A 23,056-nucleotide genomic window follows, 5' to 3' on the forward strand; every position below is an offset into this window, starting at 1 on the left:
TTAAGCATACAGAAAATGAAAAGAATAGCCATAATCAGTGTTTTTATATCTGTCTTTTTATCCGGGTGCGAATCGTTCCTGGACAAGACCGATCCCACAGCAACCACTTTCCAGGAGTTTTTTATAGATGAAGATGATCTGAGGAGAGTGACCTACAGTAGTTATTATGATGTATTTACAAATCATGGAGACCGGAGGCTTTTGTTCTATATGATGGACGGAAGGTCCGATAACGCCTATGCCCGAAGCGAAAATGATCATCACCTGCGTATTGCCAATGGTAATATAAACAGCAACACCCGTGCGTTTGAGTATTACTACACCATTTATATGAAACACATTGGCCGGCTAAATACCTATATCGATAATATAGATGTACCCTATGTAGAAGACGAATCCATTCGTACACGGTATGAAAATATACTGAAAGGGTTACGTATATGGCATTATTTCCGGCTCACCTTTCATTGGGGAGATGTGCCGTTTCTCCTGGAACCTGCGGAGTTGGAAGACGCCACTTTACCCGCGACTCCCAAAAAGGAAATACTGGATTCCCTGTTTCCGATGGCTTTGGAAATAGCGGAAAAACTGCCGTCGGACGAGTATACCACCAACAAATATATGTTCAATCAATATTCCTTTAAAGCGTTGATTATGCGTTATGCGTTGTACGATGAACGGTATGAACTTGCCGCAGAACTGGCCAGGGACATCATGGAAAGTGGTAAATACAGTTTGCACCCCGTGTACAGGGACCTTTTTCAATACGAAGCAGATTCGGACAACAATGAATTTATTGTGCACCTGGATGAGGAGAGCCATAGCGGAAGTACCACATATTCTTTCCGGGACCTCGGTCCGCATTTCCGTACAGGTAACGGACAATCGTATTGTGTTCCGCTGAAATCGCTGGTCGATTCGTACTGGACCCTCCAGGGACGCCCTATTGAAGATTGTCCGTTGCATACCAGAGAAGAATACGAACTGGACCCCAGGCTTAATCGTGATCCTCGTTATGAGGCGAGTATTATGGGGCCCGGGGATGAGTTTTACGGGGAAACCATTGAGGTCTACAATCCCAATAACCCCATGTTTTACGAAAATCAACGGGCGAGTAAATCCGGTTATTGGTTCCGGAAATTTGTATCGGAAGCCGATGCCTTCCGGGACGGAAATATGGAATACGGTCTCCTGCGTTACGCGGAGGTACTGCTTACTTATGCCGAAGCAAAGATCATGACCAACAACATAGATAACCTTGCCAGGGAATGTATTAATAAAGTCAGGGAAAGGGCAGGACTGGATATGACAGAGGCCGATGTTACCTTACCCGTTTACAGTGCTTACAATCAGCAGCAGTGGATAGACCTGATACGGAATGAACGAAGGGTGGAATTTGCCGGTGAAGGGCAACGGTATAACGATATTATCCGGTGGCGTATTGCCGAAAATGTTTTAACCCTGCCGGCCCTCGGGCATACCAGAATGGCAGACGGAAAAAAGACTTCCCTGAAAATAGAAGACCGTTCCTTTAAATCCTTTAATTATCTATGGCCTTTCCATGAAACCAGTTTGAGGGTAAACAAGAATTTAAAGCAAAATTCCGGGTATTAACGGGACTTTTGTCCGAAATAAAAAAAATACAAAGCTGAGTTAGTTAGTAGAAAACCGTCTCTGTCCGAAAAGACAGGGCGGTTTTCATTTTTTCTTTCCGGTTTTCCGTTTCATAGTATGGAAATATTACTTTGCCATACAGAATACCTGGGATAATTGCCTGTCTTAAAAGAAAAATAAGGTTTTTGAGTTATACATTTAATTTCTCTACAATACTTTGTGCAACCCTGCCTATGCAGGCAGGTCTGTGCCTACTTTGTGAAATCTCTGTGATAAAATAAGACCCGTGCCAGGGAAAACCACAAAGGGCTCAAAGTTTTTCACAAAGCCCACAAAGTCAGGTTCTTTTGAAATGCCTATTCATTTTATGCGTATACAAATATTTAACTATCTGTTTATGAGACTAATACAAATAGTGTCTATGTGTATAACTCAATAAGGTTTATATAAACCACAGGGCGGGTGAAGGTCTTTCACCCGCCCTGATATTTTGCCTTATCCCGCTTACATGAAGGTGCTGCATGTAGCCTGTTTCAGGGAGAAGAATTTAAAACAGTTCCGGTTTGTAATCATACTGTAGTTTAAAACTTCCTGTAATCCCCGGCCAGGTATTTATTGGCTTTATCCTCTTTGAACCTGGCATTTTCGGCATCCCAGTGTAAAGTCTCACCGGGGAAGCGACCTGCAATGGTTCCTAAAAGAATGGTTTCCGTCAGTCGCGCGGCATAATCGAAGGGTGCGGAGCATTCTCCTTTGCCCAAACAGGCATCGACAAACTGGTGATAGTGTTTGGGGCCTTCGGTTTCGTAATTCCGGACGGGTTCCCCCAGGTTGTGTTCTTTGGAAAGCTTTGCGATTTCTTTGGAAATATCTACATACTTTCCTTTTACTATTTTTCTGGGCAATTGCATAAAGTGTGGCAATAACAAGCGGCCTTTTTCCCCGACAAACATGGCTCCCTGTTCCGGCAACTCATTTTCGCCCGCTACCTTGGCATCCAGCGATATTTTATCCTTAACTCCGGCATTCTTATCCTGTTTCTTTTTATCCTTTTCGGTTTCCATGCCCGGCAATACGAGGTCTTCGTGCATTGCCGGGGCGCCTTCACCGTCATACCATATCCATTTCAGGGACTTTGCCGTATACTTGGTAGCCGGAAACTCATAGGTCACCGTATTGTGTTCCGGGTAACCGAACCCGTTGGAAGGCCTGCATTCGGTCATTATTGTTTCCGGTACATCCAGTTGCAGGGCGTTGTATGGGGTATCAAAAATGTGTACACCCATATCGCCCAGAGTGCCACAGCCGTAATCCATAAGCTTTCTCCAGTTCCCCGGGTGGTATACTCCATCTTTATACGGTCTCATGGGAGAGGTTCCCAGCCAGAGGTTCCAGTCCAATTGCGAGGGGACAGGATCTTTGCCCTCCGGGGGAGCGCCGTCATATCCCCAGTTTTTCGGGGACCAGGCGTGTACAGTATGCACTTTTCCGATAATACCGGATTGAATCAGAAGCGTAGCCAGTTTGTAATCGTAAAAGGAATGCACCTGGATGCCCATTTGGGTCACCAGTCCTTTTTCGGAGGCCAGTTTTTTCATGGACCGGGATTCCGATACATAATGGGTGAGTGGTTTCTGGCAGTAGACGGGTTTACTCATCTGCATGGCCAGCATGGATGCCGGAGCGTGCGTATGATCGGGTGTGGATACGATTACCGCATCGATTTGATCTCCCATTTCCTCCAGCATGGCCCGGTAATCGAAAAACACACGGGCTTTAGGGTGAAGTTTGTGTGCCTGGGACAGGTAGATGGCATCCACATCGCACAGGGCAACTACATCTACCGCCGGGTGAGAGGAAATAGCCTTCAGGTCTTCATTTCCCATGTTTCCTACCCCGATATGGGCGGTTCGTAAACGGTTTCCGCTCCTGGAAGCATGCAACAGAGAAGGGGCCAGCATAACTCCCAGGGCCCCGGCTCCGGTTGTTTTTAAAAATTCGCGTTTGTTCATAATTGGTATGGCAGGTTATAATTTTTTAATCTTTATGTTCCGGAACCAGATAGGACTGGAATGGTCCTGAAGGGCAATGTACCCGGTTTTGAACTTTCCGTAATCCGGGCTGTTCTTCCATTTATCGGAGTTTTTCTTTTCGTACCACGCTTCATCCCAGGGAACGAAGGATAGGACCAGTTGCCCGTTCAGCCAGTGTTCTACCTTTTCCGGGGTAAACACAATCCTGGAACTGTTCCATTCCCCGACCGGGTGCAGTATCTTATCCGCAGCAGGGGGGTGCATGGCATAGTCGGCCCCGGTTTGCTGCAAGGGCTTCAGTTCTTCCGGTTTTTCGGTATAGCCCAGACTGGTATTGTACGCGGTAAGGTCGTGGATACTGGCATAATTTTCATCGTCAATAAGTTGATATTCCGGTGATACCACAGGCGGCCCGTCATATCCTTCCTTTACATGGTAAAAAATGCCGCTGTTTCCTCCTTCGGGAAGCTTCCATTCCAGGTAAAGCTCAAAATTATCGAACTCTTCGGCCCCGTAAATAATATCTTTTCCGCCTTCGTAATTCTGTTCCAGGCCGAGTTCGGTATCAAAGGTAAGGGTGCTGTCTTTTATGGTCCAGCCAGGGGGCAGGGAGTCCATGTTATATCCGCGCCAGCCTTTGGTAGTGGTACCGTCAAAAAGATAGACCCATTCGGAACCTTTGGATTGGTTTTTCTGTGTTGCCTTTTCGTCGGTAACCTTTTCCGGAGATGTTTTTTTATCCGTATCGGTTTTACAGGAAAAAGCCATAACAGCAAGGGATAGCAGGGCAAACTGCCTTACCCGGTTTTTCGTTTTCATCTTCATTTTGAATAGATATTGCATTTTAGGTTAATGTTCGTTTTTTAGTATATGGCAAAAATTACTTTTTGCATAATTTGATCAAAAAATCAGTTTGTCCCTCCCGACACCTGTTTGCTCCCTGCAATCTTCCGTAGAGACCATATAATCCCTTCCGGAATGAATTCAACAGGGGATGCCGAAGCGGCACACAGGATTGCGTACAAGATATAAAAAAATAGTTTATTTGACTCCCTGTTTTTAGGATCAGGTTAGCGGTTAAAATCGTATAATTTTATTGCAGCTACTTAAATCTCCATAAATTTAGCCACAGATATATGGATAATGGGATTATCATTGTGAGTCTTTTAGAGGTAGATCTTCTCTCTGTCGCCGTTTTCCGTAGAAGAATTAATCCCTATTTTTTTATATCTTGCCATATGTTTAAACATATGAACTTTTAATTATGAAGATTAAACCGAAAACTGCCGGTGCGGCATTTCTTGTCATTTTGTGTTTTGCCTGTGGCCGTTCCGGAAAGGAGCATACTAAAAATGAAACCGGGTTACCCGAAACAGCGGTTATAAAAGAAGATTCTTCCCTGGATACCGTAAGACGGATGGCTCTTGAGGTGATAAAAGATGGCTTTAATGCCGGTGCAGGATACCAGGAGGTCTGGATACGGGATTATAATACTTTTATCAATCTTGCAGCGCATGTTCATACGAAGGAATTGCTTAAAGAAAACCTGAGCGTGTTTTTCCGGTTGCAGGGAAGCGACGGTAATATCGTAGACGGATTTATCCCCAAACAAAAAGCCAAAGCTTCGGAGGGAGGATACGAGTATGTGTATACGGACCTGGAGGAAAATTACGCGGGGCATAAAAATACGGTAGAGACCGACCAGGAGACTTCGCTGGTACAGGCCGTATACAAGTATATAAAATCTACGGGGGACACTCATTTTTTACAGGAAAAGATAGGAGGCAAGAGTATGGAATCGCGTATGGAAATGGCCATGCGGTTTTTGCTGGAAAAGAGGTTCAATGAAAAATACGGACTGATATACGGTGCAACTACGGCAGATTGGGGTGATGTTCAGCCGGAACACGAATGGGGAGTGTATATAACGGAAGACACTCATTATGCTATTGATATTTATGATAATGCTATGTTTCTTATTGCCCTGGATAATTTGATGGACATGGCTCCTTCGTTGCAGCAAAAGTGGAAGCCGGTAAGAAATAGGATAGCTGAAAATACCATGAAATATTTATGGGATGATTCCCGCCATAAATTCATACCACACCTGTATACCGATGATTCTCCTTTTCCCCCGGATTTTGATGAAAACGAGATTTATTATCACGGGGGTACCGCCGTAGCCATAGAGGCGGGGTTGCTCTCCAAAGAAGAGATAAAGATCTCTCTGCAAAAAATGACAGACAACGTTAAAAAATCCGGGGCAGCGAGTATTGGGTTAACGTTATACCCGCCTTACCCGGAAGGCTATTTTAAAAACCGAGGCATGTCTCCTTATGGTTATCAGAACGGGGGAGACTGGACCTGGTTTGGCGGAAGAATGATTAAGGTATTGATTGAAAACGGTTATGAAAAAGAAGCCCGTGAGCAACTCCGCCCGATGATCGACAGGGTGATTAAAAACAAGGGTTTCTACGAGTGGTATTCTGTAGATAACGAGCCTAAAGGTTCCGCGACTTTTAAAGGATCGGCAGGTGTTTTGTTTGATGTTATTCAGTTGCTTCGGGGGAATGACTAAACCACTCCCGGACCGCAAGTCCGGAGGTTTGGAAAGGCAATCTTGCCCGCCCGCCCGGGGGAGAAATTACCATGGTTATTAGGCTATTTGGTCAATATGTGATAACTTAGTAGTCTATTAACCAGGTAATAGCGAAAAAGATATAGAAACTAAAGTTTCTGCAATAATCCCGATATCGGGATTAGGATAGGGAGCAGGGTTTTAAACCTAAAATTGAGACCAATAAAATGAAAAGGGAGACCCGTGGGTAAATTTAGCTGTTTTTTTGGTTATGAGTTATTAGATGCATTAGTGTCCGCCAAAAATGAATCCATGTTCTTTGAACCCTTGTCATACATAACTTTCAACACTTTTTTCCGGGATGACCGTTGGCTTGGTATTCACGGCACCTTCCCTTGCTGCACCAGCGGGTACCTCCGCATATCTTCAGAAGACCGGGGTAGTCGATCAGCACATTTTTTTCTGATTTAAAGCCCGGAAAACGGCCATTTAAGGGATTGTGTATATGCGGGAAGGAGTCCGCTATGCGGTTTCCCTGTTCCCTTTAACCGCTTACCGGGTTGCTTGTGATTTCACACGCAACTGCTTAAGCGGCTAACTGCGTTAGGTTTACGGCGTAAGGAAATGGGTATAAAATCACAGGGGATTCGGTTTGCCGCATATACGGTTCCGTTGACCGCTTACCGGGTTGTTTGCGAATTCATGCGCAATTGCTTAAGCGGCTTACCGGGTTGCGTTCGCGGTGTAAGGGATCCGGTTTACCGCATACGCGGTTCTGTTGACTGCTTACCGGGTTGTTTGTGAATACATACGCATTTGCTTAAGCGGCTCACCGGGTTATGTTTGCGGCATACGTAGTTCCTTTGATCGCTAACCGGGTTGCTTGTGATTTTATACACAATTACTTAAGCAGTTAACCGGGTTATGCTTATGCCTTAAGAGGATGGGTATGCGGCAAACCCAAGCCGGTTCGGCGTCTACCCGTTCCCTTAAATGACGAAAACAGGCTCCGGACCATCCGGCCGGGAATAGGATATGTCGGTACGACGGCAAAGCCAGGCATACCTTTACAGGGAAGTCACCAAACCTCAACCTGCCGGGAAGCCGGCAGTGGTGTCGCCTGTCGGGCAGTGTTATCCCTTCAGGTACCGGGTTTACAAAGCTGCTGCCGGTGGCAGCCCGGGGGTGTTCCCGAACGTGGATTGCCCGGTGGGGGATATTTGCTATACCGTAAGAGGCATATTTCATCCGCAGGTATTCCTTATGGCTTAATAGTCATAGGACATGACCTGAAACCGGGGCGTTTAACCTGCGAAACATTATCAATTTCAGGGGTTTCCTATCGGGCAAAACACCTATAAAAAGTGGTTTATGGGGACATATGACAATTACTTCAAAGAATGTAAATGTTTGAAAATAGAAATTTTTTAAGTGGACGCGAATGAAACTATTGAGCGTTGTTTAAATGATCAGATAATTCTTACTCATCAATAGCTTCAATACCCTGTTGTTTCAGTTTTTCAAGGTGTTCTTTCATGGTTTTGAGTTGTTCCTGGGAATGTCCCTGCCAATCCGTAATTTCGCCAATGATCATAAAGGGATGCAAAGAGCGGTATGATTTTGTCGGATTGCCGGGAAACTTCTTGTCCGTCAGATTGGGGTCGTCTTCCATAGGCCCGGTCGGCTCTACGATATAAATTCTTTCGCGTCCTTCTCCCTGAGCAAGCTCGGCACCCCAGATGGCAGCATCCAGGGTAGCGGTCAGGTAAATGTATTTCGCATTCTTCCTTTTACCGTAGTTGGACCGGTATCCGGGTTTTATCAGATCTCCCTGCTTCATATCCACCTTTGTGCCATGATAGAACTTTTGTGAAGTTACATTTTTCGCAGCCCCTGTAGTGTGATCTTTATCGCTTTGTTTCATCTTTTTTAAATTTTAGAGGAGAGTTTCTTATTGGTGAAATTTGTTTTTGTTTTGTTCATTAACGCTATGGCCTTCCGGAAGTAGGTTTCCATTGTTTGTAAATCTTCATTTGAAAATGACGCGATCAGCTTTTCGGTTTCCATCTGAAATTCCTTGTAAAACGGTTCCAGGAGGGCCATTATCTTTTCCGGATCGGGTACAATGATTACCTTGCGCCTGTCGCTTTTATCGAACTGCCTTTTCACGAGATTTTTTTTCTCAAACCTGTCTATCAAACCTGTGACGGCACCTGTTGTTAATCCCGTTAAATCCGCAAGTTCGCCTGCTGTCAGCTTACCTTTTTGCAGAAAAAAACCTAAATATTTGTGATCAGTACCGGAAAAACCGGCTTTCCGGGCGATAGTTTCGTGCATCTGAATGGAGACATATGCATATTGCTGACTCAGTTTTCTTAGGGCAATGATCTTGTCGTCGGTCATTATTTGTCTTTGTAATTAATTATCTTAGTCACAAAGATAAATAAAAATTCATTTCCCGACAGTATACATGGATACAAACTGTCAGGGACAGACAAATTATATTAGTCCTGCAAAGTTACAATTGGGAATAATGGCAATCTCATATTTCATTTTGTGATGAACTAATCCCTTTTTTGCTGGATTACCTTTACAGGAAAAATTTATTTACATGAAGAAAATAGCATATTTATTTGGTTTATTGGCAATCGTATCTTGTAGCTCCATGAAAAATAACAAACCTGTTGACATTAAAATAGAAAGCAGAATAAAAGGGAAGAGAATCAGTTTATCACATCTGAAACCAGAACGTAAAAAACTGGGAGAAGCTGTTCTCTTCATTCACGGGGCGTCTTTCCCTTCTGAACTGGCTTTCGGATTTCGCATGAATGAAATTTCATGGATGGACAATTTAGCAGATGCGGGGTATGATGTATATGCTATGGACTTTTTGGGTTACGGAAAATCTGATAGGTATGATTATATGTCCGGTAAGAATACAGATAATGAAAGTATTGGCAGGGGAGAAGAAGTTGTAAAAGATATGGATATAGCCATCAATTATATTTTAACGGAGCCGGGCGTTTCCAAAATTAACCTTATCGGGCATTCCTGGGGGGCAACAGTATCCGGGCATTATGCAACATTATTTCCCGAAAAAATAAATAAACTCGTTTTGTTTGCTCCATTCACACAAAGAAACGGAACAACCAAATGGGATAAAACCAAAGTGTCGTATAAAGATTTAACACCAGGAGAAAGAGTAGAACAATTTATTAGCAGAATACCCAAAGGTCAGGATATAACCCTGGAAGATGACGTGCTTAAAAAATGGAAAAGCAAATGGCTGGACAGCGACCCCACTTCAAAAAACCGAAGTCCTTTTTCGGTCAGGTATCCGTCTGCATGGGAAATTGATTTGTTCGATTGCTGGAATGGAAACTGTTTTTTTGACCCTCGTAAGATTAATAATTCAACCTTACTGATTAGGGGAGAATGGGATACGGCTTTTAGTTTTGATGATGCGGAAAAACTGTTTGGACAAATGGAGAATACACCTTCAAAAAGGTATGTGGTAATAGATAGGGGGACTCATGTTTTGCATCTGGAAAAAAATCGTTTTGCGCTCTATGACGAAGTTCAATTATTTTTAGAATCGAAATAGTTCCGATGTTGTAAACCGTTTCCTGGTTGTTTTTAAATAACGTGAATTTTATTTAAGACAAGACTAAATATGCTGGTTATAAGCTGCTTGAGTCAAAATAGTGCTGTTACCTCGAGAAGTAACGTTTTGGCAACCGCATAAATTAATAATGACGTATCTGTCGGCCCGAGCCCTTCGGCATACTCAGGATACCCGCCTGCCGGACGGGCAGGAACTAAAGTCGAGGGGTTTTTTGGTTCGAATGGTCTCTCAAAGAGGTCTCGACTACGCTCGACCTGACAGGGATTAAGATAACCATCTGTTATTCTGTATGATATAAATTTAAACTCAAGTTAAATAAGTATGAAAACAGGAAAATTTCACAAAACAAACTGCTTCGGGTTAGATGCAGGGTAAACGCATTATATAAGAGAGGAACAGTAATTAGTAATCCGTAAGCGGTAACAGTGTTACAGTTCGGGGTTGAGGAGTCCCAATATATATCAGGATGGAGTTGGAGGTATTATTTTTTTGTTACAAGTTCCAGGTTGTATATTTATTTATAGCTCCTGAGCCCTTCGATAAACTCAGGAAAGGGACGGGTTAGAGGTGAAATATAAATATCGGCGATCGGAAAACCGAGAACTGGCACCGGAAACCTGTAACCTGCAAACTTGGAACCTGTAACCATTAAACGTTGCAATTATAGTTTTTTTAATGCGTTTGCCCTGGGGTTGGATGAGTCCTAATATAATACCAATAATTTTGACTTTTGGTTTATATATTTAATTTTGAAAGGTAGTTGTACTGTACAACCTAAACTTTATTAAAAATGATGTTTGATAATCCGGTTTTATTTTTCTTTGGTTCCCTCGGAGTCTTTAACGGGTTTCTGGTGAGTTTATATCTTTTATTTTTTGCCAAAGAAAAACGGATTCAGAATTTCTTTTTCGGGTTGTTGGTATTAATGCTGAGTTTGCGGATAGGGAAATCGGTATATTCCCTTTTTACGGAACACCGAAACCCGCTTTATATACAAATAGGACTTTCTGCCTGTTTTTTGATTGGGGTTTCCCTCTATTTTTATTTGAAATCTTCGGTTAAAAATATAAAAACGGTTCCGCGTTCCTGGAAAATCCATTACGGAATTTTACTGATCGCTGTACTTTTCGCGGGGATTATAAAACCCCGTGCAACTTATGTAGAATTATGGAACAATTATTTTGCCTTATTTATTTATATAGTTTGGGGGATCTATTTGCTTATTTCCGGTTTTGTTTTAAAAAATATTCTTAAAAAATGCTTTAATAAAAAGGAAAAATGTACTACCCAGGAGTTGTGGTTGGTCGGGGTGTATATAGGGAACGGACTCATTTTCACGGCATACATAATCGGGTATTTTTATCTCTATTTTGTAGGCACAATGACGTTTTCGTTTGTGTTTTACGCCTTGTTGTTCTTTTTGCTGTCCAAAAGAAACAGGGACACCATTTTCCGGGACATCCCCCAGAAATATGCGTCTAAAAAGATAGAAGAAGTTGAGGCCAAAGCGCTGACAAAAGCCCTCAACGAAGTGATACGAAAAGAAGAGTTGTACAAAAATTCCAATATCAAATTAAACGACATAGCCGAAAAAGTAAATATTTCAACCCACAAACTGTCCCAATTGTTGAATGATAACTTAGGGAAAAGCTTTGCTCTGTTTATTAATGAATACCGGATTGAAGAAGCGAAAAGACTAATCCGGGAAAGCGATCAGTTTACACTGGAGGCCATAGGTTTTGAGGCTGGGTTTTCCTCAAGATCCACATTTTACAATACTTTCAAAAAACTTGTCTCGCAAACCCCGGCGGAGTTTAAACGCCAATTTTCCTAGTTTTTAATCCGGATTTATAAATCCGTACATCTCCATTATAATCTAATACTCCATTTTCATTTTGTTTAAAGATGTTTGCCTGAAATTTAAACATCGATCAAAATGAAACGTCCCTGTGCTTTCCTTTACCCAAACCAATGCATAATTCGGACGTTCCATCTGACCGATAAAAAACAACTAAAAGCAAACAGATGAAACATTTATTTTTTGGGGTAGTTACAATATTCTTTTTTTCTTCTTTTACCGGGATTTCTCAAACCAATGACAAAGACCGTATTGAAATAGAAAAAACACTTCACAATTATATAGAAGGTAGCTCGTATAATAAGTTGGATATGCTGGGAAGCGCATTTTCCGAAAATGCGACTTTGTATTTAACCATCCGGAATGAGTTTAAAATAATCACTCCTGCAGAATACATGACTTTCTTTAGAGGGAAACCGGGTACATTCAATGGTAGAACGGGTGAGATTTTATCTATAGACATTGCGGGTGATATTGCCACGGCAAAAGCTGAAATTTTAATCCCTGCAAGAAAAATGCGGTTTGTAGATCTTTTTCTGTTAAAGAAAACAGGGGAGGGGTGGCAGATCATTAGCAAGTCTGCCAGCAATGAGAAAAGCAGTCGATCCGGAAACCGTATTCTTTTTATTGTATCTAATGCCTATTATCATGGCCGTTCCACTATACCGACGGGAAATAGTTTTTCGGAAATCGTAAACGCCTATAACACTTTTAAAGAAGGCGGGTACACCGTAGATTTTGTGAGTCCGGATGGAGGAAGTATACCGCTTGCCTATATTAATACATCAGATTCGCTGCACAAGAAATATTTGTACGATGCGGACTTTATGTACGCCCTGAAACACACACATAAACCGGAAGAAATAAAACCCGAACAGTACAAGGCCGTTCATTATATCGGGGGAGGAAGCGCCATGTATGGCGTACCTGAAAACAGCCATATCCAAAAACTATCCATGACAATTTTTGAAGAGTATAATGGTATTATTTCTTCCGTATGTCACGGAACCGCGGGAATCGTCAACCTGAAAACAAAAGATGGAAAGTATCTGGTAGATGGAAAAGTGATCAGTGGATATCCTGATGGCTACGAAAAACAGGATGCGGATTATTTCAAACAATTCCCTTTTCATATTCAAAAGACCATTGAAGACAGAGGCGGAACATTTAAGTTTTCTCCAAGGAATTCTCCGCACGTAGAAGTACAGGAAAACCTGGTAACCGGTCAAAACTATTTATCATCCAAAGATGTTGCTCTAAAAATAATGGAGAAGTTAAAACGGAAAACAGGCCGGGGAACTAACCGAAGTCAGAAGTTTTAAAAGTCGATCGGAACGGATGATAGGAATATAGACCAAATGCCAGTAAGTTTTACACGAATGAAAAGAATATTGCTATTATTTTATCTTTTGAGCATAGTAGGTATCAAAGCACAAAGGGGATTAATAGTGTTTAGAAATGTTGAGATAACTATTGACGGAAAACCGGACGAACCCGTTTGGTAACAGCTTCCGGAATATACCGGGTTTTGTAATCTAAAAATAAGCGAGATTGTGTATATTTGGGTGTTGGCGGTCATTTAAGGACACAACTGTTTGAAAACAAGTATAAGAATGAGGAAACAAATATTATTTATACACGGAGGAGGTGAAGACGGTTATGAAGCAGACACTAAATTAGCAGATTCCCTTAGAAAGGAATTGGGAGATGCCTATGAGGTGCACAATCCTGAAATACATTTTAACGACACGCTTCCGGATTTCGGATGGCTTAAGCAAATCGGGCAAGAGATTTCATCGATTAAGGAAGAAATCATTTTGGCGGGACACTCTTTTGGCGCTTCCATGCTTTTGAAATATCTGTCGGAAAACCGGATACAGAAAAAAATTGATGGACTTTTTCTTATCGCTGCACCGTATTGGAGCGGTGACGAAGATTGGAAACAAGGCATTATGTTGCAGAAGAAATTTGCAGATAGTATACCAAAGGATATTCCGGTTTTTCTCTACCAATGCAAAGATGACGAAGTAGTACCGTTAAACCATCTCGAGTTTTATATACAAAATCTGCCGCAAGCCACTGTTCGCAAAATCAACAGTGGGGGACATCAACTTAATAATGACCTATCGCTCATAGCAAAAGACATTAGGGCGTTATGAAAATCAAAGCCCTATGGACAGGGAAACTAACTTCCCTTCCAACAACTGCATATCCTCATGTATTTTTCCCTCGAACACCCGCGTATAAATCCGGGAGGAGTGAACTATTTCTGTAAACAAAAGAATCCCGATTAACTTTTTTAACTTTTTATTAATACTTTTTAAATGATGTGTTTGATACACTTAAGTACTTTAGGGGAACTTTTTTAACCCTAAATCTTAATTCTATGAACACCAAAAAGAAGATCAAAAAAATCATGCTGTTCTTCGCTCTTTGTACATTAATGTACGGATGTAGCGGGGATTCCGATTCACTTCAAAGTGAAGTAAACCAAACCGGGCAGGAGGAAGTACGAGAAGACATAGCTCTGAACCTGGAGAAAACCACCATGCTTAAAAGCAATAGTGACTCGATTGGCGGATATAAGCTTATAGCTTCGGGTAAAAACGGGGAAAACGCCTTGTTTATTGAGTTCTCTTCAGGCCGGCCCGGAACGCTTGCCGAAGGGACATATCATTTCTATACCGGTAAACCCGAAGGAAACGTTCCCGGTATCACTTACGGGATGGTACTTCCGGACAATGGAAAACCGGAAGGCATCACCGGTGGAAGTGTTACCTTGAAAGCTGGTGAATCCGGTAAGTATGAGGCTACGCTCCGTTTGGATACGGAAAATGGAAAAAAGCTGGATGATACATTGTATATTGACGGTATTGCGGTGGAAAAGAAGCATGGAATTGCTAAAGTAGAAGCTGCTTCCACGTGTACCGGGTGTACCGATAATTTTCAAAACTGGGTTAGTGAGGCCGAAGCCCGGAGTTGGGCGGCCCGTTACGCTCCTTATGTAAAATTTGACCAGGCCGCTTCTACTTATCCCGATGATATTGAAGTTATTTGGAATGCCTCTACGAACCGGGACTGTGGCCAGCAGTTGGTATTGAGTGACCGGAGTATTATCGAGAATCGGAATACCGGTTTTACCACTTATTTTGACGTACAGATCAGTCCTGATGACGGTAGGAGAGTATTTATCGATTACTGGTGGGCATATGCCCGGCAACCCAATTGCATAGGAGATACCGGCGGACACGATTACGATTGGGAGCATGTAGTGATCCAGTTCAACCGAAATACCTGGACGCCCTCAACCATTACCTTTTTTCAGCATGGAGGATGGTATACCCAGAACCTCACCACAAACAGGGATGAAGTATATGTTGGTAAAGTAGCTCATGGGGCTTATCACGACAGCGGAGGTATGGGAGGCTGTCTTTACTATGCTGATTACCGCAATCCCGGTATTACAGTAGATATAGCCAATAACCTTTACCAGTTACGTTGTTCCGATCCTATTCTCAGCGCAGACGTAAACTGGGGAAGGCCTGGTAAAAGCCCGTTATGGAGAACAAGGGACTACTGGAACTTCGCCCCCTGCAAAGGAAATAACCCATTTGGCACCAACGGCTGTGCACGGGGGGATTATAAAGATACCGCGTTGGGGAGGATAGAACGAAGTTTTTAATAAACTTGAAATATAAGATTTAAGGGTTAAAGAATGGATCCGGTATTCCGATAACACAAATTCCCGGTAGCCGTCTTTTCTTTAACCCTTTTATCATTACTTTGATTTGAGTGGATTTTTCGGTATTTACCGAAAAGAATGCCTGGTTTCTTCTCTGCCAGTCCGGATATTTCTGTAAACGGATTTCATCCTGTTCAAGTAATTTTTTTAAGTTCAATGATAAGGATCAACAATAAAAAAGCCAAAAGTCAATTACCTCGGGATAAGCCTGCGAGACATGAGGCGGAAACCATAGATTACTTTTCGACGCAAGCCTGTCTGACGGTAGGCAGGCGTCGGGGCATTTTAAACCTGATTTAGTGAGTAAAACCGCGACTAAAAACCTCCTGAAAATACAACAATCTGAAGAACAAATATTCACACCGATTAGTTCACCATATGGAGTGAATTCAGGTGAATACAAATGCTATTAGTAAAAACAAAAAAAAGCATTGAAAATCAAATGATTAACAATGCTTTTGATACTGAAAAGTCGGGGTGACTGGACTCGAACCAGCGACCACACGCACCCCATGCGTGTACGCTACCAACTGCGCCACACCCCGATAGCCCTTTGTTTGTAAAACAAAATAAAGAACGCTTTCTTTAATTCTGCGCGAATATACAGAAAAAATATAAAGTGGAAAACATAAAAGATCAACAAAAGATAACTCTTGTTCTTACGGTATTGATTATGTGTTTATTTGGAAAAATATAAACAAAAACGGGCATCCCGATAGAGAAATGCCCGAAGTTTAAAAGCTATTTCTGGGTGCGTTCCTTAAAGGAATCGAACTCGGATTTGGTTTCTCTTTTCGGCCAGAAATTATTTCCGGTTTCCACATCTGCGGTTTCTTCTTTCGGGTCTATTACAATTTGCGTAATTTCTTTGTTTGTAGCAATGACTTTAGATACTTCCGTATCGTTTTTTCTCCATAGCTCCACGGGGTACTTTACAGTTTCTTTACTGCCATCGGCATAGGTATATTCTACGATGAGCGGCATCGGCATTCCTCCCGGTTTCTCGAATGTTATTTCGAAGAAATACTTCGGTTGTTTTAGTTTGGCTCGTTCTTCCGGGGTGAAATTATCGAGGATATATTCATTCAGGGGAGTAGAATGATCCAGGATATTCCCGTTTTTCAGGTCTTCGGTGTAATTTTCCGCACCCTCTTCCGCAAGAAATACCAACGGTGCATCTGCGGGAATATTTCGGGCAGCCATAACTTCTTTAACCTGCTTACTCGGTTCCGGGGATACGTAGTATTTTTTCACTTCCTTAATACCTATATCCACATAATCGGTGGTATAGAACCAGCCCCGCCAGAACCAGTCGAGTTCTACACCGGAAGCGTCTTCCATAGTCCGGAAAAAGTCCTCGGGGTTGGGGTGTTTGAACATCCATCGTTGTGCATAGGTTTTGAAAGCGTAATCAAACAATTCGGGGCCCATGACGGTTTCCCGCAGAATGGTAAGTCCGGCTGCAGGTTTGCCGTATGCATTATTTCCTAGCTGGTATACATTTTCCGGGTTACTCATAATGGGAGCGATATAATCCTGGTTGCCCCTCATATAGGTGACCATAGAGGCGGGCTTTCCTCTTCGTGAAGGGTAATCCTCCATAAAGGTTTGCTCGGTGAGGTATTGTAAAAAAGTATTCAATCCTTCGTCCATCCACCCCCATTGGCGCTCGTCCGAATTGACGATCATAGGGAAGAAGTTATGGCCTATTTCATGGATTATAACGCTTATCATTCCGTATTTAACCCGGTCGGAATAGGTACCGTCTTCATCCGGCCGCCCATAATTCCAGCAGATCATGGGGTATTCCATGCCCTGGTTTTTGGCGTGTACGGAAATGGCTTTCGGGTAGGGATAATCGAAGGTATGACCGGAATAAGACTTCAGGGTGTGGGCCACAACCCTTGTGGAATATTCTTCCCATAACGGATTTCCTTCTTTGGGATACAGGGACTCGGCCATCACCGTCCGGTCTCCAATCTTCACGGCCATGGCATCGAATATAAATTTGCGGGAAGTGGCAAAGGCAAAATCCCGTACGTTCTCCGCCTTGAATTTCCATGTGTTTTTTTTGTCGGAAAACGATTTCTCCCTGGCTTCGGCTTCTTCCTGGGTAATAATAACCACGGGATTGTCAAAAGATTTCGCAGCCTTTTCATAGCGCTCCATCATGGTTTTCGTAAATACGTTCTTGCGGTTTTGCAGTTCCCCGGTGGCTTCGAGCATATGATCTGCGGGGACGGTAATATTTACCTCGTAGTTCCCGAAAGGGAGGGCAAATTCCCCGCTTCCCCAGAACTGGTAGTTCTGCCAGCCTTCGTGATCGTTATATACTGCCATCCTCGGAAAGAACTGTGCTATGACATAGGCATTATTGCCGTCTTTCGGGAAGTGTTCATAGCCGCTCCGGGCCCTGTTTGTTACGTGATTGTTGATATTATACCTCCATTTGATGGAGAAGGATATTTTTTGCCCGGGTTGCAACGGTTTGGGCATATCAATACGCATCATGGTAAAGTTGATGGTGTAGGGAAGTGCTTTTCCTTTGGAATCTTTTACATATTCTATATTAAAGCCCCCGTCAAAAGGCTCTTTCAGGTATTTATCGGTAAAGCGGTCCGGGGTTTCGGCCGGGGGAAGTTTTTCGCTGTCCTTCTCCAGGGCGGGAGAAGTTTTTGAACGGACATTCTGATCGAGCTGTACCCAAAGGTATTCCAGCTTGTCCGGGGAATTATTGGTATAGGTGATAGTCTCTTCCCCATATAATTTCTGATTCTTATCATCGAGCTCTATGTCCATCTTATAGTCTGCCTGTTGCTGATAATATGCAGGCCCCGGGGCACCGGATGCTGTACGGAACATATTGGGTGAGGTAAATTCCTGGTACATCTGGCGGAATTTATTGGTGTTGATATGCCCCTGTTGCCGGGGTTCTTCCTGGGCATATGTCCCGGTGAACAAAGACAGGACCAGGAAAAAGGAAAAGAGGGATTTAACTGAATTCATACCTGAGTTGTGTTAGTAAATGAAACAATGTTGCAAATTAAATATTTTTTTGAAGAAAGACCTTATTAGCGGTTAAACTTTAACGTACACCGGTCATCATTTTTTAGCAATAAAAAACTTTTCCTGGTATCACCGGAGCGTATATGAACAATATTTTGCTGTTCCGGGTAGGTTTCGTATAACAACTTGTTTTCAATTTCTATGGAAGAGGGCAGGGGAGTGTCCTGAATTTCCAGGTAAGAAACCACCATGTCGTCTTTGTATTCTTTACCTATAAAGCGGAATTTTACCGGTTTTCCGTTTATCCTGATTATAAATTTTCCGTCGTAATATTTTTCCAGGTACACATCTGCCTCCGGATGTTCCCTGGAAGTAGCCAGTTCGGATTTTACGCCGTACCTGGCATCGATAGTTTTTTCCAGGTCATCCGCAAAGATCCGCGATATAACCTGTACGGAATGCGATTTTTCATCGTAGTTTACATCTGTGGTACTGACATAAAATTTGTGCGTACGTATAAAAGCCAGCAGGGGCAGTAAAAGAAAAAGAACACTGATTTTTTTAATAATACGCATTTTACAGAGTTTCAGTCCGGGGTTCCGGCAGGTTAATCTTTTGAAGTCGGGGAGGGAGTGTTTATTTCTACATAGGTTTCCGCTTGTTTTTTTAAAAACTGTTGCAGGAACATTTTGTTGTTTAAATCCAGAATTTGATTGTACCTGGGCTGGACGGCACAAAAGTATAAAAAATCGTATATCTTTTCTTCGGGAATGCCGAGAGAAACAAAAAAATCGTTGTCAAAACTGCTTCTTACTTTTTCGACTTTTGCTGTTTCCTTTTCTTTCTGCAGCCTGTCCTTTAACATTCTGGTTCGCCCGCTTATCGCATTTAAAATAGGATTAAGCGGTATAAAACCACCACCCGTAGTCGCCTCGTTTAACCTGCGTTCGGTTTGTGTAGGTAATCGCCTGGTAGCATTGGGTAAGCCCATGTGAATGGCTGTAACACTGTCCGTTTTAATTCTCCGGAGATCGGTGGCCAGGTTCCCGGTAAGGTTTTTTAAAACTACTTCGTCGAGTTCGGTTACCTGTTCCGTGAGATGTATGACGAATGAGGGTGTGGCCAGGATTTCGGCTGTAACGATGATTTCTTCTTTCCTATACTGTACGGCAGAGAATAAAATGGAATCTCCCTCCTGTGCCGGGATATCGAAGTAACCGTGGGCATCGGTAATTGTGGCGGATTCCCGGGTTTTATTTATGACATGGACCCCGGTTATATCCGAAAACGTACTTTCTACCTTGCCTTTTAACCTGCTTTGGGCGTGGACGCCATACAGGGAAAACGGCAATAGCAGGAGCAAAATCTTATTTTTTTTCGATTGTTGCAATACCGGTGATTATTGGTTCTACGTCCTAAATAAAGTACACTTGTACACGAAAAAGTGAACTATTCTTCTTTCTTCTGGTTTTCCCTGTAGTTTTCGCTTTGCTTTACGAGGAACTCTATAAGTTCAAATTCATTGTCTTTACGAAGGAGGGATTGTCTGGGTATCCTGTCATCACAATAATAAAGAAAATCGTTTATTTGGTCCTGGGGGATTTTCAGATCTGCCACGAAAAAATCATCATTGTATACCTGGCGGAGTACTTCGCTTACCTTTAGTTGTCTCTTCGGTCCTTCACTTTCCTGGTCAGACAGGAATAAGGCTTTGAATATGTTTACGAAATTGATCCCGTTCTGCAGGCGGTGTTCCGGGGTAGCCATATTTTCGGCTACAGTGGAATAATCCTGTTCGTAATCGAATTTCTTGAATTCCTCTCCTTTCAGTTCCAGGAACTTTTCCTGGTTATCGGGAGTTACCACTACTTCGTCCAGTTCGTTAACTCTCTCGTTTACTTCTACAACCAGGCGGTTGTTGTTTAATATACTATCGTTTACCTGTATAGTCCTTAGCTGATAATTTACGGCAGAAAAGGCAAGGTGGTCCCCTGATTTTACGTATATCTCAAACTCCCCGTCCTTATTGGTAATAGTAGCTCTTTCCGTATCTATGTTTATGACGTTCTGGTTCGGAACATTGGTGTTTTTGTATAGTACCTTCCCCCGGAGAATGACCCTGTCATTGTCTTGAGCATAAGTTGTTAATGTACAGATAAGTGTCAGAATAAAAAATATTTTTCGCATAGGGTCATTTAGTTTTTTCTATATTTCTTGCCTGTCCGCAGTAGTGAAGGTATCCGGGAGATTTCCTTTCATACGGCAGTAGGGTACTTTTCTTCCGGATAAAGAAAATACAAGATTACCGGAAAAAAAATAACAGGGCAATTAAAATTTTGTTAAATACAACTTATTATACGCTGCAAATAAAGATCGGTCTCGCTGAGAAAATCCCTGAAAATGCACGACGGGTTAAATACAATATTTAAATTTACAAAAAATCCAGTTAAACCATAATACAAAAACATCCGGATGAAGAAGCTAATCATTGCCAGTACTTCTACGGTGCACGGCAGTACATATTTATCTTATATTTTACCCCGGCTCAAAGATTTTTTTGCAACAGTCGATGAAATCCTTTTCATTCCGTATGCCCGTCCCGGCGGAATTACCCATGACGAATATACGGAAGTGGCCCGTAAAGGCTTCGGAAAAATAGGAAAAAGGGTAAGGGGCATTCATACTTTTGAAGACCCGAAGGAAGCTGTGCGCGAAGCTAAAGCGGTATTTACCGGGGGAGGAAACACTTTTTTGCTGGTAACACATTTATATAAGAACGGCATCATGGAGCTTTTACGGGAGGAAGTCCTGGATGGTACGTTGTATTTCGGTACCAGTGCAGGAGCTAATATTACGGGACTTACCATGCAAACTACCAACGATATGCCCATTGTTTATCCTCCGAGTTTTAAAACCCTGGGATTAGTACCTTTTAATATAAACCCGCATTACCTGGACCCGGAAAGCGGGAGCAGGCATATGGGGGAAACGCGCGAAACCCGTATAAAGGAATTTCACCGCATCAACACCCAGCCGGTTATAGGCCTCCGCGAAGGCAGTTGGCTGGAGGTTTCGGGAGATGATATTGTTCTGAAAGGAGAACTTTCCGCCAGGATATTCGAGCAGGATAAAGAAGCATACGAACTCGAAAGCGGGAGTAAAATAACGTTCGGGTTATTCTAGTGAGAAAACACCTTCAATCCGACAATGGACAGGATAAGTGTAGTTATAAAGAACAATCTCCAGAAATCGGCAGGTTCCTTAAAAAACAAAATTCCCATTAGCACGGTACCTACGGCACCTATCCCGGTCCAGACGGCATAGGCCGTGCCTATGGGCAATACCTGTGTGGCACGGTAAAGGAGGTACATGCTCAGGGAAAGGGAGAGGAAAAATCCGGTTATCCACCAATAGGATGCTGACCCGGCAGTTTCTTTGGCCTTTCCCAGGCAGAAGGTGAAACCTACTTCAAAAAGGCCGGCTATAATAAGGGTTAACCAATGCATGAAAAAATAAATTAATTAGGGGGACGGTCAGTCCTGTTTTTTTGAAATTTTAACCTCGAAGATCTTATCCCAGTTTTTTCCCGTAATAAAGAAGGTGTCATTGCCTTTGTGATATGCAATACCGTTAAGCACATCCAGGTTTTTGCTCTGGGTAACTTTATCTTTAAGTCCGCGGAAGTCTATGACACCTTCAATGGCCCCTGTATCGGGATCAATGATCATTACCCCGTCTTTCTGCCAGGTATTGGCGTATATTTTACCATGCGCGAATTCCAGTTCGTTGGCGCGGGAAAAGACGGAAGTGTTGGTAACGGTTTCGATATGGTCTTTTTCTTCCAGGGTTTCGGGGTCCAGTATCCATATTTTTTCGGTGCCGTCACTTTTGTAGATGCGGGTGCCATCATTACACAATCCCCAGCCTTCTTTACTTTTACCGTAATTAAAGTCTTTTATTTTATTGAATTCCATATCGTAAACAAAGCCGATATTGGCTCTCCAGGTAAGCTGGTATATTTTGTGGTTCAGAATAGTAAGCCCTTCCCCGAAATACATGGAGTCCAGATCCACTTTCCGAAGGACTTCCCCCGTGCGGTAATTTATTTTTCGCAAAGATGAATATCCCCGTCTCCCTGTGCTTTCATAAAGCGTATCGTCGAGAAATTCCAGTCCTTGTGTAAATGCATTGCTGTCGTGCGGATATTCATTAAGGACGGAATACGTGTATAATTCCGGGGCCTTTTCGGCAAGGACAATTACCTGTTTTGATATTTTATCCGATTTTCCTTCATAATAAACAGTAGCTTCCAGGTTACGGTGCCCCAGGTGTATCCCGGTAAACGTCAGGTTTTCACCGTCGGCATCTATTTTTTTACCGTCTATGCTATAGGCTACGGAATCTATCGTTATTTTTTTCCTGTTTTTTATGGTTGCCCTGACCTTCTGGTTGTATTGTACCTTATCCAGTCCGTCTCCAAGCTGTATGGAAAACTTTTTTGTCGAGGCCTTTTCACCGTTACAGGCCATGAACAAACAAAACAGTATATTGACAATTAGCCACTTGAACATTTTCATGAAAGTTTATTTAAGACATGGCA

The 23,056-nt window shown here is 42.6% G+C and carries 19 protein-coding genes and 1 tRNA gene; 9 read left to right on the forward strand and 11 right to left on the reverse strand.

Going from position 1 to position 23,056, the window contains the following annotated elements; all coding sequences use genetic code 11:
• The first annotated feature begins 15 nt into the window (after nucleotides 1–15).
• Complete coding sequence (locus ACVBDU_RS02790; RefSeq protein ID WP_447178258.1) at nucleotides 16–1,614, forward strand: RagB/SusD family nutrient uptake outer membrane protein; 1,599 nt, start codon at nucleotides 16–18, stop codon at nucleotides 1,612–1,614.
• A gap of 581 nt (nucleotides 1,615–2,195) precedes the next feature.
• Here ACVBDU_RS02790 and ACVBDU_RS02795 read toward each other — a convergent pair.
• Together ACVBDU_RS02795 and ACVBDU_RS02800 are read right to left on the reverse strand one after the other, a co-directional pair.
• Nucleotides 2,196–3,626 (reverse strand): Gfo/Idh/MocA family protein, encoded by a 1,431-nt coding sequence (locus ACVBDU_RS02795; RefSeq protein WP_447178259.1) that lies wholly within the window; start codon nucleotides 3,624–3,626, stop codon nucleotides 2,196–2,198.
• A gap of 15 nt (nucleotides 3,627–3,641) precedes the next feature.
• Nucleotides 3,642–4,466 carry a 3-keto-disaccharide hydrolase gene (locus ACVBDU_RS02800; RefSeq protein WP_447178260.1) on the reverse strand — a complete coding sequence of 275 codons (825 nt, stop codon included), beginning with the start codon at nucleotides 4,464–4,466 and terminating at the stop codon, nucleotides 3,642–3,644.
• A 445-nt stretch (nucleotides 4,467–4,911) separates the two neighbouring features.
• Here ACVBDU_RS02800 and ACVBDU_RS02805 point away from each other — a divergent pair, with 445 nt between their 5' ends.
• Nucleotides 4,912–6,225: a GH36-type glycosyl hydrolase domain-containing protein gene (locus ACVBDU_RS02805; protein ID WP_447178261.1), complete on the forward strand. Its 1,314-nt coding sequence runs from the start codon at nucleotides 4,912–4,914 to the stop codon at nucleotides 6,223–6,225.
• Between the two features lie 1,035 nt (nucleotides 6,226–7,260).
• Nucleotides 7,261–7,497, forward strand: coding sequence for a hypothetical protein (locus tag ACVBDU_RS02810; protein ID WP_447178262.1), 237 nt, complete (start codon nucleotides 7,261–7,263; stop codon nucleotides 7,495–7,497).
• Nucleotides 7,498–7,705: 208 nt separating this feature from the next.
• Here the strand turns inward: ACVBDU_RS02810 and arr are convergent, their stop codons facing one another.
• Complete coding sequence (arr, locus tag ACVBDU_RS02815; protein WP_447178263.1) at nucleotides 7,706–8,149, reverse strand: NAD(+)--rifampin ADP-ribosyltransferase; 444 nt, start codon at nucleotides 8,147–8,149, stop codon at nucleotides 7,706–7,708.
• Between the two features lie 5 nt (nucleotides 8,150–8,154).
• Complete coding sequence (locus ACVBDU_RS02820; RefSeq protein ID WP_447178264.1) at nucleotides 8,155–8,628, reverse strand: MarR family winged helix-turn-helix transcriptional regulator; 474 nt, start codon at nucleotides 8,626–8,628, stop codon at nucleotides 8,155–8,157.
• A 208-nt stretch (nucleotides 8,629–8,836) separates the two neighbouring features.
• Between ACVBDU_RS02820 and ACVBDU_RS02825 the strand changes: the two genes are divergently transcribed.
• The 5 genes from ACVBDU_RS02825 (at nucleotide 8,837) to ACVBDU_RS02845 (ending at nucleotide 15,390) form a co-directional block, all read left to right on the forward strand.
• Nucleotides 8,837–9,829 carry an alpha/beta hydrolase gene (locus ACVBDU_RS02825; RefSeq protein ID WP_447178265.1) on the forward strand — a complete coding sequence of 331 codons (993 nt, stop codon included), beginning with the start codon at nucleotides 8,837–8,839 and terminating at the stop codon, nucleotides 9,827–9,829.
• An 811-nt stretch (nucleotides 9,830–10,640) separates the two neighbouring features.
• Entirely contained in the window at nucleotides 10,641–11,684 is a 1,044-nt protein-coding gene (locus tag ACVBDU_RS02830; protein ID WP_447178266.1) for a helix-turn-helix domain-containing protein, read from the forward strand.
• 191 nt (nucleotides 11,685–11,875) lie between these two features.
• Nucleotides 11,876–13,030, forward strand: a complete 1,155-nt coding sequence (locus ACVBDU_RS02835) for a nuclear transport factor 2 family protein (protein WP_447178267.1) — start codon at nucleotides 11,876–11,878, stop codon at nucleotides 13,028–13,030.
• Between the two features lie 291 nt (nucleotides 13,031–13,321).
• Nucleotides 13,322–13,867 carry an alpha/beta hydrolase gene (locus ACVBDU_RS02840; protein WP_447178268.1) on the forward strand — a complete coding sequence of 182 codons (546 nt, stop codon included), beginning with the start codon at nucleotides 13,322–13,324 and terminating at the stop codon, nucleotides 13,865–13,867.
• Nucleotides 13,868–14,094: 227 nt separating this feature from the next.
• Nucleotides 14,095–15,390 carry an NPP1 family protein gene (locus ACVBDU_RS02845; RefSeq protein WP_447178269.1) on the forward strand — a complete coding sequence of 432 codons (1,296 nt, stop codon included), beginning with the start codon at nucleotides 14,095–14,097 and terminating at the stop codon, nucleotides 15,388–15,390.
• Nucleotides 15,391–15,922: 532 nt separating this feature from the next.
• Here the strand turns inward: ACVBDU_RS02845 and ACVBDU_RS02850 are convergent.
• The 5 genes from ACVBDU_RS02850 to ACVBDU_RS02870 form a co-directional block, all read right to left on the reverse strand.
• Nucleotides 15,923–15,995, reverse strand: a tRNA-Pro gene (locus ACVBDU_RS02850).
• A 196-nt stretch (nucleotides 15,996–16,191) separates the two neighbouring features.
• Nucleotides 16,192–18,456: a M1 family metallopeptidase gene (locus tag ACVBDU_RS02855; protein WP_447178270.1), complete on the reverse strand. Its 2,265-nt coding sequence runs from the start codon at nucleotides 18,454–18,456 to the stop codon at nucleotides 16,192–16,194.
• A gap of 65 nt (nucleotides 18,457–18,521) precedes the next feature.
• Nucleotides 18,522–19,031: a DUF6702 family protein gene (locus tag ACVBDU_RS02860; protein ID WP_447178271.1), complete on the reverse strand. Its 510-nt coding sequence runs from the start codon at nucleotides 19,029–19,031 to the stop codon at nucleotides 18,522–18,524.
• 32 nt (nucleotides 19,032–19,063) lie between these two features.
• The gene (locus tag ACVBDU_RS02865; protein WP_447178272.1) at nucleotides 19,064–19,819 is read right to left on the reverse strand and encodes a carboxypeptidase-like regulatory domain-containing protein; all 756 of its coding nucleotides are present in this window, start codon (nucleotides 19,817–19,819) and stop codon (nucleotides 19,064–19,066) included.
• Between the two features lie 86 nt (nucleotides 19,820–19,905).
• Nucleotides 19,906–20,643, reverse strand: a complete 738-nt coding sequence (locus tag ACVBDU_RS02870) for a BamP family beta-assembly machinery protein (protein ID WP_447178273.1) — start codon at nucleotides 20,641–20,643, stop codon at nucleotides 19,906–19,908.
• 285 nt (nucleotides 20,644–20,928) lie between these two features.
• Here ACVBDU_RS02870 and pepE point away from each other — a divergent pair, with 285 nt between their 5' ends.
• Nucleotides 20,929–21,639, forward strand: coding sequence for a dipeptidase PepE (gene pepE / locus ACVBDU_RS02875; protein WP_447178274.1), 711 nt, complete (start codon nucleotides 20,929–20,931; stop codon nucleotides 21,637–21,639).
• Here the strand turns inward: pepE and ACVBDU_RS02880 are convergent.
• Complete coding sequence (locus ACVBDU_RS02880; protein WP_447178275.1) at nucleotides 21,636–21,962, reverse strand: DMT family transporter; 327 nt, start codon at nucleotides 21,960–21,962, stop codon at nucleotides 21,636–21,638. The two genes, pepE and ACVBDU_RS02880, sit on opposite strands and share 4 nt — an antisense overlap.
• Nucleotides 21,963–21,989: 27 nt before the next feature.
• Nucleotides 21,990–23,027, reverse strand: a complete 1,038-nt coding sequence (locus ACVBDU_RS02885) for a glutaminyl-peptide cyclotransferase (protein WP_447178276.1) — start codon at nucleotides 23,025–23,027, stop codon at nucleotides 21,990–21,992.
• Nucleotides 23,028–23,056: the final 29 nt, after the last annotated feature.

Source organism: Sinomicrobium endophyticum, from assembly GCF_052983315.1.

Coding starts and splice junctions, on each gene's coding strand:
- ACVBDU_RS02790 (WP_447178258.1), top strand. CDS start 16: ATGAAAAGAATAGCCATAATCAGTGTTTTTATATCTGTCTTTTTATCC.
- ACVBDU_RS02795 (WP_447178259.1), bottom strand. CDS start 3,626: ATGAACAAACGCGAATTTTTAAAAACAACCGGAGCCGGGGCCCTGGGA.
- ACVBDU_RS02800 (WP_447178260.1), bottom strand. CDS start 4,466: ATGAAAACGAAAAACCGGGTAAGGCAGTTTGCCCTGCTATCCCTTGCT.
- ACVBDU_RS02805 (WP_447178261.1), top strand. CDS start 4,912: ATGAAGATTAAACCGAAAACTGCCGGTGCGGCATTTCTTGTCATTTTG.
- ACVBDU_RS02810 (WP_447178262.1), top strand. CDS start 7,261: ATGTCGGTACGACGGCAAAGCCAGGCATACCTTTACAGGGAAGTCACC.
- arr (WP_447178263.1), bottom strand. CDS start 8,149: ATGAAACAAAGCGATAAAGATCACACTACAGGGGCTGCGAAAAATGTA.
- ACVBDU_RS02820 (WP_447178264.1), bottom strand. CDS start 8,628: ATGACCGACGACAAGATCATTGCCCTAAGAAAACTGAGTCAGCAATAT.
- ACVBDU_RS02825 (WP_447178265.1), top strand. CDS start 8,837: ATGAAGAAAATAGCATATTTATTTGGTTTATTGGCAATCGTATCTTGT.
- ACVBDU_RS02830 (WP_447178266.1), top strand. CDS start 10,641: ATGATGTTTGATAATCCGGTTTTATTTTTCTTTGGTTCCCTCGGAGTC.
- ACVBDU_RS02835 (WP_447178267.1), top strand. CDS start 11,876: ATGAAACATTTATTTTTTGGGGTAGTTACAATATTCTTTTTTTCTTCT.
- ACVBDU_RS02840 (WP_447178268.1), top strand. CDS start 13,322: ATGAGGAAACAAATATTATTTATACACGGAGGAGGTGAAGACGGTTAT.
- ACVBDU_RS02845 (WP_447178269.1), top strand. CDS start 14,095: ATGAACACCAAAAAGAAGATCAAAAAAATCATGCTGTTCTTCGCTCTT.
- ACVBDU_RS02855 (WP_447178270.1), bottom strand. CDS start 18,456: ATGAATTCAGTTAAATCCCTCTTTTCCTTTTTCCTGGTCCTGTCTTTG.
- ACVBDU_RS02860 (WP_447178271.1), bottom strand. CDS start 19,031: ATGCGTATTATTAAAAAAATCAGTGTTCTTTTTCTTTTACTGCCCCTG.
- ACVBDU_RS02870 (WP_447178273.1), bottom strand. CDS start 20,643: ATGCGAAAAATATTTTTTATTCTGACACTTATCTGTACATTAACAACT.
- pepE (WP_447178274.1), top strand. CDS start 20,929: ATGAAGAAGCTAATCATTGCCAGTACTTCTACGGTGCACGGCAGTACA.
- ACVBDU_RS02880 (WP_447178275.1), bottom strand. CDS start 21,962: ATGCATTGGTTAACCCTTATTATAGCCGGCCTTTTTGAAGTAGGTTTC.
- ACVBDU_RS02885 (WP_447178276.1), bottom strand. CDS start 23,027: ATGTTCAAGTGGCTAATTGTCAATATACTGTTTTGTTTGTTCATGGCC.